11 protein-coding genes are annotated in these 13,817 nt (G+C 57.8%); 7 read left to right on the top strand and 4 right to left on the bottom strand.

Annotated features, from left to right (window positions below; translation table 11 throughout):
• The first annotated feature begins 28 nt into the window (after window positions 1-28).
• Entirely contained in the window at window positions 29-937 is a 909-nt protein-coding gene (locus GHO25_RS14475) for a LysR family transcriptional regulator (RefSeq protein WP_153391062.1), read from the top strand.
• Here GHO25_RS14475 and GHO25_RS14470 read toward each other — a convergent pair.
• Entirely contained in the window at window positions 931-1,842 is a 912-nt protein-coding gene (locus GHO25_RS14470; protein ID WP_123749554.1) for a LysR family transcriptional regulator, read from the bottom strand. The two genes, GHO25_RS14475 and GHO25_RS14470, sit on opposite strands and share 7 nt — an antisense overlap.
• Window positions 1,843-1,967: 125 nt before the next feature.
• On the opposite strand from GHO25_RS14470, the gene GHO25_RS14465 reads away from it, so the two are divergent.
• Both GHO25_RS14465 and GHO25_RS14460 read left to right on the top strand, forming a co-directional pair.
• Window positions 1,968-3,272 (top strand): MFS transporter, encoded by a 1,305-nt coding sequence (locus GHO25_RS14465; protein ID WP_153391061.1) that lies wholly within the window; start codon window positions 1,968-1,970, stop codon window positions 3,270-3,272.
• A 29-nt stretch (window positions 3,273-3,301) separates the two neighbouring features.
• Window positions 3,302-4,792 (top strand): M81 family metallopeptidase, encoded by a 1,491-nt coding sequence (locus GHO25_RS14460; RefSeq protein ID WP_153391060.1) that lies wholly within the window; start codon window positions 3,302-3,304, stop codon window positions 4,790-4,792.
• On the opposite strand, the gene GHO25_RS14455 is transcribed toward GHO25_RS14460, so the two are convergent.
• Window positions 4,786-5,634, bottom strand: coding sequence for a LysR substrate-binding domain-containing protein (locus GHO25_RS14455; protein ID WP_153391059.1), 849 nt, complete (start codon window positions 5,632-5,634; stop codon window positions 4,786-4,788). The genes GHO25_RS14460 and GHO25_RS14455 overlap by 7 nt on opposite strands.
• A gap of 162 nt (window positions 5,635-5,796) precedes the next feature.
• Between GHO25_RS14455 and GHO25_RS14450 the strand changes: the two genes are divergently transcribed.
• The 3 genes from GHO25_RS14450 to GHO25_RS14440 are packed head-to-tail and all read left to right on the top strand — an operon-like array spanning window position 5,797 to window position 8,681.
• Window positions 5,797-6,777, top strand: coding sequence for a hypothetical protein (locus tag GHO25_RS14450; RefSeq protein WP_153332066.1), 981 nt, complete (start codon window positions 5,797-5,799; stop codon window positions 6,775-6,777).
• A 24-nt stretch (window positions 6,778-6,801) separates the two neighbouring features.
• Entirely contained in the window at window positions 6,802-7,761 is a 960-nt protein-coding gene (locus GHO25_RS14445; RefSeq protein ID WP_048390673.1) for a 2OG-Fe(II) oxygenase, read from the top strand.
• 2 nt (window positions 7,762-7,763) lie between these two features.
• Window positions 7,764-8,681 (top strand): DMT family transporter, encoded by a 918-nt coding sequence (locus tag GHO25_RS14440; RefSeq protein ID WP_053225502.1) that lies wholly within the window; start codon window positions 7,764-7,766, stop codon window positions 8,679-8,681.
• Window positions 8,682-8,709: 28 nt separating this feature from the next.
• On the opposite strand, the gene GHO25_RS14435 is transcribed toward GHO25_RS14440, so the two are convergent.
• Window positions 8,710-10,200 (bottom strand): aldehyde dehydrogenase family protein, encoded by a 1,491-nt coding sequence (locus GHO25_RS14435; protein ID WP_123749384.1) that lies wholly within the window; start codon window positions 10,198-10,200, stop codon window positions 8,710-8,712.
• Between the two features lie 292 nt (window positions 10,201-10,492).
• Between GHO25_RS14435 and tynA the strand changes: the two genes are divergently transcribed.
• Window positions 10,493-12,781 carry a primary-amine oxidase gene (gene tynA, locus GHO25_RS14430; RefSeq protein WP_153391058.1) on the top strand — a complete coding sequence of 763 codons (2,289 nt, stop codon included), beginning with the start codon at window positions 10,493-10,495 and terminating at the stop codon, window positions 12,779-12,781.
• Between the two features lie 49 nt (window positions 12,782-12,830).
• Here the strand turns inward: tynA and feaR are convergent, their stop codons facing one another.
• Window positions 12,831-13,745: a transcriptional regulator FeaR gene (gene feaR / locus GHO25_RS14425; RefSeq protein ID WP_048372766.1), complete on the bottom strand. Its 915-nt coding sequence runs from the start codon at window positions 13,743-13,745 to the stop codon at window positions 12,831-12,833.
• Window positions 13,746-13,817: the final 72 nt, after the last annotated feature.

The raw sequence follows: 13,817 nt of genomic DNA, 5'->3' as shown, positions 1-13,817 counted from the left end.
TTATCTGTACAGCCAGAAGGCATTTTTTATGAGCAAGCTCAGGCAAATGGAAGTCTTTGTGGCGGTCGTCGAGGCGGGAAGTTTTGCTGAGGCTGCGGTTCAGGTGGGCATGTCGGCGGTCATGGTCGGGCGGCATATTCAGAGCCTTGAAACGGCCTTGAACACCCGGCTGATTCAGCGAACAACGCGCCGCCAGTCCGTCACCGGTGAAGGCCGGTTGTTTTACGCCGAAGCCAAAACCGCCCTTGAGCAGATCGAGTACGCCTTCAAGCGCGTCGAAGCCTCCACCGACAGACCCAGCGGCCTGCTGCGGGTGACCGCGCCGATGACCCTGGGCAGTGCGTTGATTGGTCCACTCGTCACCGAGTTCATGCAGCTGTATCCCGAGATTCAGATTGAGCTGATCTTGAGCAATAAGGTCGTGGACCTCTACGAAAGCTCATTTGATCTGGGCTTCAGGATTTCCGAGCGGGTGGACGTCAACCTCGTCTGCCGGCCACTGCCGCCCTACCGGATGGTGATCTGCGCGGCACCCAAATACCTCGCCACCTGGCAGGCGCCGCAGACCCCGGAGGACCTTTCTACACACCGGATTTTGACCCACACCTCGTGGAACAATCGCTTTGCCTGGCCCTTACGCCAAGGCAACAAAGACGTTCCGTGGCCCGAGCGGGCGGTCCTCAAAAGTAACGATGGCAAGGTGCTGCTTGAAGCGGCCATTGCCGGTTGCGGGATCTTGATGCAGCCCGATTTTCTGGTAGCCGCGGCATTGGCCAGTGGTGAGTTGGTGCCGCTGATGAGTGCCTGTGCACCGGAGCCCAAGCCGGTGCAAATGGTCTATTTGCGCTCAAAAAAATCACTGCCCAAGCTCAATGCCTTTGTCAGGTTCATCAGCGAACGGCTGGGCTCGTCTACGCCTGAGCCACACGCTCACTGACCGAAAATAGACGTTCGATGCTCGATCCACTTGAGCAACTCTTCGGCCCCCACCGATTGCGGCTTGTTGAGCTTGACCAACAGCCGGGCATGCACATTCTGAAACAGCGGGTGATCGATTGAGCGGGTCACCAGCGCGCCGCTGACCCGGTCGTTGAAGGCCGAGAACTCGCTCATCATGGTCACCGCATCACCGCTCATCACATACCGCCTGAGGGCCGTCAGGGAGTTGGTGACCATTGCCGGGCGAATGGACAGGTTTTCGGTATGCAGCACGAGCTGAATGATTTGCCCCAGGCCGTATTCCGACGGCATCACTGCCAGCGGGTAACGCAAGATGTCTTCCAGCTTCAACGGCTCGCTGAGCTGCGCCAACGGATGGCCCGAGCGCATGAGTAAACGAACCGGCTGCAAGGACGACGCGCGATAGGTCACGTCAGGGTGCGCCGGGGGGTTGTAGGCCAAGCCAATGCTCGCGGCGCTTTGCGCGACTTCTTCAAGCACGCTGTTGACCGGCAACACGTCTAGCGTGATGCGAATGCCGGGATAGGTGTCGGTGAATTCACTCAAGACCTTATCGATCAGCAAGTCGATAAAGCCCTCACTGATAACAATCCGGATATCCCCTTCCCTCAAGCCTTTGAGCCCGCGCAAGCGGTCTTCGAGGTGTTCTTGCTGCGCCTGGCAGCCACGCCAGAACTCCAGAAGAAACTGCGCCGCTTCGGTCGGCACCACACCGCGGGCCTGGCGTTCAAACAAGACGCTGCCGACCTCTTCCTCCAGCAATTGAATTTGCCGGGTAATCACAGAAGGCGCGGTGTTCAGATTCTCCGCCGCCCCGCGAATAGAGCCGCTGGAGAGGACTTCATAGAAATAGCGCATTCGACGTTGATTCAGATCTCTCACGATAAACCTGCTGCTCAATGACTGTTGCTTACAGAGCAACGCTAGCATTAAAAAGTTGCTCTTGCTCACGCAAGGTTTCCACTTGAATATCGATCGAACAATAAAAAGATCCCGTGGAGAGCCGTATGCACAGCAGCAAGCCAGCGAGTGAGCTTTCAGCCATCTATCGAAAGATTGACTGGCGGTTATTACCTTTTTTGCTCGTGTGTTACTTCGTGGCGTATCTGGACCGGGTCAATGTGGGCTTTGCCAAGTTGCAAATGCAAAGCGACCTGAACTTGTCCGATGCCGCTTATGGGCTGGGCGCCGGTATCTTTTTTATCGGCTACGCCTTGTTCGAGACACCGAGCAACCTGCTGCTGCCCAAGATCGGCGCTCGCAAGACCCTCAGTCGAGTGATGATCTTATGGGGCACCACATCGGCCTGCATGATGTTCGTCGAAACGGAGCGGGCGTTTTACGTCTTGCGCTTTTTCCTCGGGGTGTTTGAGGCTGGTTTCGCGCCGGGCATGTTGTTCTATTTAACCTATTGGTACGGCCGCGAACGGCTGGGGCAAGTGCTGGCAATCGTCATGCTGGCAGCGCCGCTGGGCGGGATCTTTGGCGCGCCGCTCTCGGTATGGCTAATGACTGCGTTCGAAGGCGTACACGGTTTGTCCGGCTGGCAATGGATGTTCTTTCTGGAAGCCATCCCCGCTGTGCTGCTGGGCGTGCTTGCGCTAAAAGTGCTGAGTGACAAACCGGCCACCGCGCCCTGGTTGAGTGAACCTGAAAAACAGGTACTGGCGGCGCACATCGGCACAGGTCGGGGCGACCACCATTCGTTCAAACAGGTATTGAAAGACCCACGGGTTTACCTGATGGCTGCGGGGTATTTCTGCTTGATCTGCGGCATCTATGCCATGAGTTTCTGGCTGCCGACCATCATCAAAGAGTCAGGTATCCACGACACCATGCAGATCGGCTGGTACTCGGCCATTCCTTATATAGGCGCGATGGCGGGCATGCTGATCTTTGCCCGGACCTCCGACAGTTTCTATGAACGGCGCTGGCACACAGCTCTTCCGGCATTGATAGGTGCGATCTGCCTGACCGCGTCGGTGATCTACAAGACTCACTTCGGGTTATCACTGCTGTTCCTGACCTTGGCCACCACCATGATGTGGTCAGCCTACACAGTGTTTTGGGCCATCCCTTCGCAGCACTTAAAAGGTGACGCGGCCGCAGGCGGCATTGCCGTCATCAACACCATCGGGCTTACCGGTGGTTTCCTCAGCCCGACGCTGATGGGCTATGTCAAAACGGCCACGGGCAACTCTGACTCGGGCCTGGTGTTCATCTCGGTGATTCTGCTGCTGGGGGCCGTGCTGCTGGCCGCGAATAAACCTGAACACGCTCAGCAAAGAGCAACGTCTACCCAAACCGTTTAAACCCATAATAAAAAGGTGTGTTTACTGTCATGGCCTATCGAATCCTGGTGGCTGGTTTCCAGCATGAAACCAATACCTTCGCGCCCTCCAAAGCAGAATACGAAAACTTCGTCAGAGGCGAAGGTTTCCCGCAAATGGTCAGGGGCGCGGACGTGCTGAAATTACGCGAGGTCAACATCCCCGCAGGCGGCTTTCTGATTGAGGCCGAACGACTGGGCTATGAGGTGGTTCCAGTGATCTGGGCCGGGGCCAGCCCGTCAGCCCATGTCACCCAAGCGGCCTACGAACGCATTGCCAACGAAATCATCCAGGCGGCTGCCAGCCAGACACTGGACGGCCTCTATCTGGACCTGCATGGCGCCATGGTTGCCGAACATACCCATGACGGTGAAGGCACACTGCTGAGCCGGCTGCGTGCCGTGGTGGGGCCGGACATACCGATCGTGGTCTCACTGGACCTGCACGCCAACGTGACCGATTTGATGCTCGAACAGGCCGATGCCATGGTTGCCTTTCGAACCTATCCCCACGTGGACATGGCTGAAACCGGCATAAAAGCCGCGCAACTGCTTGATCTGCGACTGCGTTGCGGGAAACTGCAGCACGCCAGTCTGCGACTGCCCTTCCTGATTCCGGTCAATGGCATGTGCACCCTGCTGGAGCCCGCGCGCAGCCTTTACCAGCAACTGGAGCACCTTGAATCAGAAAGCCTGTCGCTGTCCTTCACCCCCGGCTTTCCGGCCGCCGATTTCGAAGAGTGCGGGCCGGTCATCTGGGGCTATGGGCTGGATCCGCAGGCGCTGCAAGCCGCCGTCGGCGCCCTGTATGACAAGCTGGTCAGCGAAGAAGATCAGTGGGAAGTGCCGCTTCTGCTTCCAGACGATGCCGTGCGCCAGGCCATGGCATTGGCAGCGTCGGCCCAACGCCCCATCGTGATTGCAGACACCCAGGACAACCCCGGCGCAGGTGGCGACGGCAATACCATGGGCATGCTCAAAGCCCTGTTAAGCCACCAGGCGCGTAACGCTGCCATCGGTTTGATCTATGATCCTGCGGCCGTTCAGGCCGCGATTGCCGCCGGGCTGGGTGGTTTTATTGACATCGCGCTGGGCGGGCAATCCGGCGTGCCGGGGGATGAGCCATTAAAAGGCCGCTTTGAAGTCACCCACCTGTCTGACGGCCGCTGCCGCTTCGAAGGCCCCATGATGAATGGCATGGACGTTGATGTCGGCCCGGTGGCGGGTCTGAAAATCGACGATGTGAGCATTGCCGTCAGTTCAAGCAAATGCCAGATGCTGGACCGTACCCTGTACCGGCTGGCCGGCATCGACCCTGAAAAAATGAGCGTACTGGTCAACAAAAGCTCCGTGCATTTTCGCGCCGACTTCCAACCCATCGCCGAGCACATCCTGGTGGCCAAAGCACCCGGTCCGATGACCGCAGACCCGGCGGACATCCCGTGGACAAGGTTGCGTGAAGGCATCCGCTTAAAGCCCAACGGGCCTGCGTTTCATCACTGAATCAGAAAGGATGACCTGAGCATTTCGTGCAGATGCACTGCCGCATGATGGGACGTATCCGTCAGCAGATAAACGTGATGCTCAGGCAAGCCAGGCAACGCCATCTGAAGAATCAGCGAACCGTCATCGGCCGCCCCCTGGGCCTCCACAATGCCCAACGCCAAACCGCTTCTCACACACGCCAATACAGCGTGGGAATTTGCACTCTCCAGCAGGATCCGGTAACGGATCCCGGCGGCTTTCAAGATCGCCAGCGCTGACTCCCGGTACGGGCAGCCACTCAATTGCAGGGCAATGGGCAAAGGCTGATCTGGATAGTACTTGAAGCCAGCAGCCGCCGCCCAGCACGGCTGTGTAGAACGCAGCCGCTCAGCATGGCTCAACTGCTCATGACTGACAGCGATGGTCAGGTCCAGTTGCTTGCGTGCAAACAGGTCGAGCAGTTCAGTACTGGATTTGACCACCACTTCAAGCTCCAGAGCCGGATTGCCCGCGACGAACAGCGGTAAAAAGTCCGCCATCAATTGCTCGGCATAACCATCCGGCACTCCCATACGAACCTTGCCCGTCATTAGTTGTGGCGACAACGTTGCCAACAGCCGGTCATGGGCCATCAAAAAGCGCGTGGTTTCGCCCAACAGTTGCCGCCCCGCAGGCGTCAACTCAACGAGTTGATTGTTGCGGACCAAAAGTAGATGCCCAACCTTTGCCTCAAGTTTCTGGATCTGCGTTGTCACTGCCGAAGGGCTGCGATGGACGTAATCGGCCGCATCCTTGAAGCGCCTGAACCTGGCCACGGCCTGGAAGGTTCTGAGCACATCAATGTCGAGGGCTCTGCCCATGAGGTCACCTGATTTCGTTATGTCGAACCAGCGATTCGATTTATTCAACTGTACAGGGTTTACACCCACTCCTATGGTGGGGTCAACACATGCCAGCCACTGCACGCGTAACCTCAACCGGAGCAAACAAGACCACTCAAACCACCGTATGGAGTGACACCGATGAGCCTGAATGACTTTGTTGTAGATGCCCTCATACGCACCGAACGCTATAAGAACACCCGACTATGGACCGTTGAGAACCACGCCAAATACTCGACCCTGACCGCCCCCCTGGCCAGTTCTGGCAACCCTTCGCGCTTCAACTTGCAAATATTTCAGCTCATGTGCGCCTTGAATCAGCAAGGCATGGCCGAGGATGGGCTATGTGCCGACGCCCAAGGCCAGGGCGCACTCAAAGACATTCTCGGCACGCTTGCCGAGCGTCTGGCCCTGCTGAGCGAGAATCGCCATGTGCACTATGTTGAATTAGGCCCTGAACCGATCAAGACCGCGCACTTGCTGGGGCGGATCACTGAGGCTTGCACCTCCCTGCGCTATACCGCCATCGACATCAATCAGACCTCAGAAAGCGTAATGCGTGACGCGGTGTTTCCAATCGTGGAACAGCATGGAAGCTTCAATTACATCGCCGCCGACTATCGAACCGTTGAACGTGCCGACCTGCATCATGAGCAGGACATTACCCTGATTACCTTGCTTGGCTTTCAAGAAGGCAACGAGTTGCCGGTGACCACCGGACGACTCATTCGTAGCCTCGCGAGCGACGCCACATACATCATTTCGGAGATGCAGATCTACGAAGAAGGGCTGCAAAGCAACATCCACGCTTTTTATGCCAACCCGCACATGATCAGGTTTTCGCAGGTCGTTGCAATGCAGCAAGGCTTCATCCCGCTGGATGAGCATGCTGTCACCCTCGTGAGATTCAAACTGCTGGATGAGCTGATCCATGTGGCAGTCACCCTGCAACCCGTTGAGAAGGGACGCCAACAAGGCTGCCTGCTGACCAATATCTGCCTCAAATACACCCCAGAACAGTTCCGTCGCATCAGGGCCCGACACTGCAACTGCAGCGTGCTGGATGAATTCGCCAGCGGTGATGGCTCGGTGCGCTATCAGATTGCCAAATACCTCCAATAGCAACACCACAGGGAGCCATGAACCATGGATCACACAGACCCGCTACCCCTGTTTGAACGCGGCGTCGGGCGAGTAAAACTGGCGCTGAAATCCACGTTGAGAAAAAGCTCGCGCAGTGCCTCGCCCGCTGCCGACGAGCAAGCGCCCTGGCGTGACGACCTGCTCTGCCAGGCAAACCTTACGATCAGCGATGCGCGAACACTTGCCGACCTGGGCTACGCCTTGAGCCCGCACCCCGACATACCGGCCGAAACCATCACCGCAGTGGCTTGCGCACACCGGTTGTTCACGCCCGAAGCCGTGGCGATTCTTCAAGACATCTGCACGCGTCTGGAAGAATGTGCAGATAACAGCGACTGGATCATTTCCCGGCGCACACGTGCAGTCACCACGCTATCGCCGTTCATCAACGCCATGATGAACAGTCGCCGCTTCCTGTTAGCCATCTCGCGCATTGCGGGCGTCCCCTTGGTGCCCTACCCCATGCTCAATGCCCGGTCGCAGATCAATTATTTCTATCCCAAGCCTGAGCATGAACAGCAGCAACTCGGTATGTGGCATACCGACGGCACCAACTATGTGCTGAACATTGTGCTGACGCGCTCGTCCGACTACACCGGCGGAGAATTCGTCTTTCATAACAGCACTGTCGAGTCTTTCGACGCCCTTAATCACCGTACGTTCGAAACCGCCCCGCTGATCGAACCCGGTGATGCGCTATTCATTTATGGCAGTCGATTGTTTCATGGCGTTCGGCCAGTAAGCACCGGCCGACGCATGTCGTTGGTGCTGTCCTTCCACTGCCCTTACGCCCGTGAAGATTCCAACCAGTTCTGGCACCTCGCCTCAGACGATGGCATCCCCGCGACCATTCCCAACTGGTTAAAACTGCGCTGGGCCTTACAGCGCTCAGCCGCCAGACAATTCGCACGTATCGGTATCGCCCCCATTACCTTCGAAGAACTGCGCTATCCAGAGAATTGACTATGTCACGCAGCACGCTGTATCTGTTTTCACTGCAAGCCGTCTTCGTCCTGTCCTGGAGTTCGGGCTTTATCGGCGCGCGCTTGGGCACTGAAGATGCTGGCGCCATCAACCTGCTGTTCTGGCGGTTCCTGCTGGTCACTGCGTGTTTGCTACCGTTTGTCTGGCAGCGACTGTGGGCATTGTCCCGGGCACAGTTGCGCTATAACGCCATTATTGGCTTCCTGTCTCAGTTCGCTTACCTGGTCAGTGTCTATATCGCCATACGTGGCGGCCTGCCCGCCGGGATAGCGGCGATTATCTGCGCACTGCAACCACTGATCACCGCCGCCCTGGCCGCACGGGGCAACCATGAGCGCAGCGGCTTGCAGGAATGGCTTGGGCTGGTGATCGGATTCAGCGGGGTCGGCATCGTGATCTGCGGCGAGTATGCCCTGTCCGACAACAACATCGGCATTGGCCTGTATGCCCTGCCATTGATCGCGGCGATCACCCTGTCTATCGCCACGTTGTATCAGCGCCAGCAATCGGTATTGGCAACCGGACACAGCAAGGACGGCCAGCTAATGCCACTGTTTCTACAATCGGCCACCACGCTGGTCCTGCTGTTTGCTGCCGGTTTGGCACTGAATGACCTCCAGGTGCCCACCCAGGCCAATGTCTGGGTGGCCGTCGGCTGGTTGACGCTGTTCTCAACGTTTATTGCTTACCTCAGCCTGTGGACCCTGCTCAAGCGAATGTCCGCTACTCGCGTGTCGGCGCTGGTCTATCTGGAGCCGCCGGTCACCTTGCTGTGGGCCGCCCTGATGTTTGGCGACGCCCTGCACTGGACCACCTACGTGGGCATTTTGGTGGTGGCCACTGGAGTCCTGATTACCCGGCGGCGCAGCCATGCCTGCGCCGTTTGCAGTGAAGCGTGAGAAGGCAATCAAATTGGGCGACGAGCAATCAGTGGGCAATGCACACCGATTTAAGCTCAGTACACGCCTCAATCACCGAACGGCCAAATTCACGCCCCATGCCCGATTGTTTAACACCCCCAAATGGCATCGCCGGGTCCAGCAGGACATGGGCGTTGACCCACACGGTGCCAGCTTCGATGCGTGGTACCAGGTTAAGCGCTTTGGTCAGGTCGTTGGTCCAGAGGCTGGCAGCCAGGCCATAGCGGTTGTCGTTGGCCAGCTCAATAGCGGTGTCCTCATCGTCAAACGGCATGACAGCCAGCACTGGACCAAACACTTCCTCGCGGGCCACCGCCATGCTGTGGTCAATGTCTGCGAGGATGGTCGGCTGCACATAGAACCCCTCACCTTCCTGCGATTCACCCCCCAACACCACGCGCGCACCTTGCTCGCGCGCCAGTTCGATGTGCTTGAGCACGCTCTGTTGCTGTTTACGCGACACCAAAGGATTGATCGCCGCATCGCAGTTCATGCCCGCGCCCATCGGCAGGGCCGAGACTGCAGCGGCGAGCCCTTCGACAAAACGATCGTGAATCGAGCGGTGCACATAGAAGCGCGATGCCGCAGCACACACCTGGCCATTGTTCAACAGACCGCCGAGGATCGCGCCCTGGATGGCTTTTTCGACGTCAGCATCGGCCAGGATGATCATCGGGTTCTTGCCGCCCAGTTCCAGGGCAAACCGCGTCATATTCTCCATGCAAGCCACGCCGACACTTTTGCCCACAAGGGTGGAGCCGGTGAACGACACCTTGCTCACCAGTGGATGGCTGGTCAACCTACCGCCGACTGAGGCGCCACCGCCGGTCACCACGTTGAATACGCCAGCCGGAATACCCGCCTCAACCGCCAGTTCAGCGAGGCGCATGGCGGTCAGCGGGGTTTCCATCGCCGGTTTAATGATCACCGTGCAACCGCTGGCCAGCGCTGGCATCAGTTTCCAGGCGGCGATCATCAGCGGGAAGTTCCACGGCACGATACCCACCACCACACCGACCGGCTCACGCTTGGTGAACGTGGTGAACTTCGCCCCCTGCGGAAGCGGAATCGACACATCAAAGGTCTGGCCTTCAATTTTCGTCGCCCAACCGGACATGTAACGCATGAATTCAACGGTGGCATTGAGGTCCAGCGCCCGCGCCATATTGATCGACTTGCCCTGACTCAGCGTTTCAAGCTGCGCCAGTTCTTCAGCGTGTTCTTCAACCAGGCGAGTGAAATTCAGCAGGATCCGTTCCCGATCGGCCGGACGCAAACCGGACCACACACCCGACTTGAAAGCAGCGCGAGACGACTGTACAGCCTGTTCAACCAGGTGCGGCGGTGCATCCAGGGTTTCGCACAGCACTTGGCCGGTCGCCGGGTTGAGCACTGCAATGGTTTGCCCATCTGCCAATACCCATTGGCCGTCAATAAAGCAGCCATGGCGACGATCGAGGAATGCAGCAACCTGTGGCAGGATTTCAACGTTGCTCATAAAGCACCTTTCTTTCAATTGAGTTGCAAGCCGCTCACTGTGACCGGCAAGGTTGACGCGATTGTCGATGCTCGACGCCAAGCCGGGTTTTCCCTGCGTGCCAGTTGTATTGGCTGATTTGCCAAACGTTGCGCAACCTGGATCGCAGGCATAACAACGGTTGCGAATAAGGCGGCCTGACAATTCAGGCACGCAGCACAAGGATTTTGGCGAGAATCCAAAAGCATCCCTCCACGCGCTGTAGCAAAGTGCTGCCTGACACTGTCCTCGGTTTACCTCAAGGAAATCAGAAATGCTTTCGCCCGCCGCTTTGCTCAAACGAACGCCCCTGGCCCGATTCGCACTGGCCATTGCCCTGGGCACATTAGGCCTGCCCGGCTTGCAGTCCAACGCCCACGCCCATGGCGGCGCCGCCGAAATGGTGCCGTTGCAGTCAACCCTCGAAGCGTTTGGCGCCACCGTCAAATGGGACGATTACGCCGATGTGTTTGTGATTGCCAAGGACGGCGCCTACCTCAAGGTGAAACCCGACAGCAAAGTCGCCGTGCTCAATGGCAAGCGCATGGAGTTGACGGTGCCGGTGGTGTTCAAGGGCAAGACGGCGTTCATGTCCAAAGACTTCATCAACCAGGTGTTCCAGTCCGGTCTGGACAAAACATTTGTCATCGAAACCCGCCCCAGCCCGCTCAACCCGCTGAGCGCGGATGAGATCAACACTGCGGTCGAGATCATCAAGACATCCGGGCACTACAAACCGGGTTTGCGATTCACCGAAATCTCGGTGCATACCCCGCCCAAGGACCAGGTGTGGAATTTCATCTACACCGGGCAAAAACCTGCGCAGCCGCGTCAGGCCAATATCGTGGTGCTGGACGGAAAGCACGTGATTGAAGGCCAGGTCGATCTGGACAGCAAAACCCTGCTGTCGTGGAAGCCCGTTGAAGGCGCTCACGGCATGGTGCTGCTGGACGACTTTGCCACCGTGCAATCCGTGATCGATACCAGCCCCGAATACGCCCAGGCGCTGGCTAAACGTGGCATCACTGACATTAAAAAAGTGGTGACGACACCCCTCACCGTGGGCTATTTCGACGGCAAGGACGGTCTGACCCAAGACAAGCGCCTGCTGAAAATCGTCAGCTACCTCGATGTTGGTGACGGCAACTACTGGGCCCATCCGATCGAGGGGCTGGTCGCGGTGGTCGACCTGGAGCAAAAGAAACTCATCAAGGTCGAGGATGGAGGAGTGATTCCGGTCCCCATAAAAGCCACCCCCTACGATGGTCGCGATCGCAAGAGCGTCGCGCTAAAGCCGCTGGAGATCATCGAGCCGGAGGGCAAGAACTACACCATTACCGGCAACAGCATTCACTGGCAGAACTGGGACTTGCACGTGCGTCTCGACTCACGGGTCGGGCCGATCCTGTCTACCGTCACTTATGACGACAAAGGCAATAAACGCAAGATCATGTACGAGGGCAACCTGGGCGGCATGATCGTGCCGTACGGGGACCCGGACGCAGGCTGGTATTTCAAGGCGTATCTGGATTCGGGCGACTACGGCATGGGCACGCTCACCTCGCCGATTGCCCGTGGTAAAGACGCTCCGCAAAATGCCGTGCTGCTGGATGCAACCATTGCTGATTACACCGGTGCACCCACCACAATCCCTCACGCCCTCGCTGTGTTCGAACGCTACGCCGGTCCAGAATACAAACACCAGGAAATGGGCCAGCCCAACCTGAGCGCCGAGCGGCGTGAATTGGTGATCCGCTGGATCAGCACCGTGGGCAACTACGACTACATCTTCGACTGGGTCTTGCAGCAGAACGGCACCATTGGCATCGACGTAGGCGCTACGGGTATCGAAGCGGTCAAGGGCGTGAAAAGTAAAACCATGCATGAAGCAACCGCCAAGGAAGACACTCGCTACGGCACCCTGATCGACCACAACATCGTCGGCACCACCCACCAGCACATCTATAACTTTCGCCTGGACATGGACATAGACGGGGAAAACAACTCACTGGTCGAAATAAACCCGGTCATCGCGCCAAACGACCGTGGCGGCCCACGCACCAGCACCATGCAGACCGAACAGCGTGTGGTCAGCACCGAACAGCAAGCTGCACAAAAATTCGACCCGTCGACCGTGCGCCTGCTGAGCAACCTTAATAAGGAAAACAAAGTCGGCAACCCCGTGTCCTACCAACTGATCCCGTATGCCGGTGGCACTCACCCGGTGGCCAAGGGCGCCAACTTCGGCAAGGACGAATGGCTCTACCACCGCTTGAGCTTCATGGACAAACAACTCTGGGTGACGCGCTACAACCCGGACGAAAAGTACCCGGAAGGCAAATACCCGAACCGCTCGCAAACCGACACTGGGCTGGGGCAGTTCACCCATGATAACCAGTCCATCGACAACACCGACAATGTGGTGTGGCTCACCACCGGTACAACCCACATCGCCAGGGCCGAGGAATGGCCGATCATGCCGACCGAGTGGGTACACGTGCTGTTGAAACCGTGGAACTTCTTCGATGAGACTCCGACGCTGAACCTCAACACGGCAAAATAACCTGTATAAGCCATGCCCCTGTCACCGTGGTGACGGGGGCATTGTTGTTTCAGGCGTACTGCTTGCGGTATTCACCAGGCGAAATACCAAAGCGCGACTTGAACGCGGTAGAGAAGTAGCTCGAATCGGAAAACCCCCACGAGTAACCCAGTGCCGACAACTTCTGTTCGGTACGCGACTGACGAAGGGATTCGGCACACAGGTCAAGGCGGCGATTTTTGATATAGCGCGCCACCACCAGGCCCTTGCGGGCAAACATCCGGTACAACCCGCGCATCGACACCCCCACCTCCCGCGCCAGCAGTTCGGGGCAGAGGTCTTCCGAGCGAATATGCTCATCGATATAGCCGAGGGTCTTGCGAAAAATACGCTCATGCACATCGTCGACGCCTTCACTCTGGCTGATGGCCGGGCGCAGCAGGCTGATCACGGCATCCAGGGTCGCTTCGCTTTCCTGCTGGCTCAAGTTGGTCTGGCGCGCAGCGTCCAGTATTAAGTGGTGCGACAACGTGGCAATGGGTGACTTCGCGCCGATCAAGTGGCCGCACTTGACCGGGGTATAACGCAAGGACTGCTCGATCAGCCGGTGCGGCAGGATCAATGACAACTGGCGGGAGTTTTCGTGATAGGTGAAATCGCTGGGCTGGGAGGCATCGATCAAGGTGATGTCACCGGCGCACAGCGACACCCGGTTGTCGCCCTGCGCCATGCAGGCGCTGCCGTCAAGCTGGAACACCGCAAAGTACTTGCCGCCTTCGCTCGCTGCGACTTCCTTCGGCGTGCGGTACAGCCGCGCCTGACAAGCATCGACAAAGCTGAGTTTGAGTGCACCGCTCTGGTATTCACGGATGTGACCGGAAAACTCATCGCCCAAGGTTTGCGCACTGAAGGCGCCGCAGATGCGGTTGACCTGATGGATCCATTGATCGAAGCCGTCACGGCGCTGTGCAATTGAAGAATTCATGTGAGGCCTCACGCAGGTTTATTGTTTTTATCTACGTTGATCCACGCTAAAACGAACAGCGACTCTCCTGGG

It is taken from the genome of Pseudomonas sp. FSL R10-1350 (genome assembly GCF_009600525.1).
In the GTDB taxonomy this organism is placed as follows: Bacteria; Pseudomonadota; Gammaproteobacteria; order Pseudomonadales; family Pseudomonadaceae; genus Aquipseudomonas; species Aquipseudomonas helleri.
This window is presented reverse-complemented; position numbering and strand designations above follow the sequence as displayed.

What these genes read in the sequence shown, in the direction of transcription:
- GHO25_RS14475 (WP_153391062.1), top strand. Translation starts at nt 29, where the DNA reads ATGAGCAAGCTCAGGCAAATGGAAGTCTTTGTGGCGGTCGTCGAGGCG.
- GHO25_RS14465 (WP_153391061.1), top strand. Translation starts at nt 1,968, where the DNA reads ATGCACAGCAGCAAGCCAGCGAGTGAGCTTTCAGCCATCTATCGAAAG.
- GHO25_RS14460 (WP_153391060.1), top strand. Translation starts at nt 3,302, where the DNA reads ATGGCCTATCGAATCCTGGTGGCTGGTTTCCAGCATGAAACCAATACC.
- GHO25_RS14455 (WP_153391059.1), bottom strand. Translation starts at nt 5,634, where the DNA reads ATGGGCAGAGCCCTCGACATTGATGTGCTCAGAACCTTCCAGGCCGTG.
- GHO25_RS14450 (WP_153332066.1), top strand. Translation starts at nt 5,797, where the DNA reads ATGAGCCTGAATGACTTTGTTGTAGATGCCCTCATACGCACCGAACGC.
- GHO25_RS14445 (WP_048390673.1), top strand. Translation starts at nt 6,802, where the DNA reads ATGGATCACACAGACCCGCTACCCCTGTTTGAACGCGGCGTCGGGCGA.
- GHO25_RS14440 (WP_053225502.1), top strand. Translation starts at nt 7,764, where the DNA reads ATGTCACGCAGCACGCTGTATCTGTTTTCACTGCAAGCCGTCTTCGTC.
- GHO25_RS14435 (WP_123749384.1), bottom strand. Translation starts at nt 10,200, where the DNA reads ATGAGCAACGTTGAAATCCTGCCACAGGTTGCTGCATTCCTCGATCGT.
- tynA (WP_153391058.1), top strand. Translation starts at nt 10,493, where the DNA reads ATGCTTTCGCCCGCCGCTTTGCTCAAACGAACGCCCCTGGCCCGATTC.
- feaR (WP_048372766.1), bottom strand. Translation starts at nt 13,745, where the DNA reads ATGAATTCTTCAATTGCACAGCGCCGTGACGGCTTCGATCAATGGATC.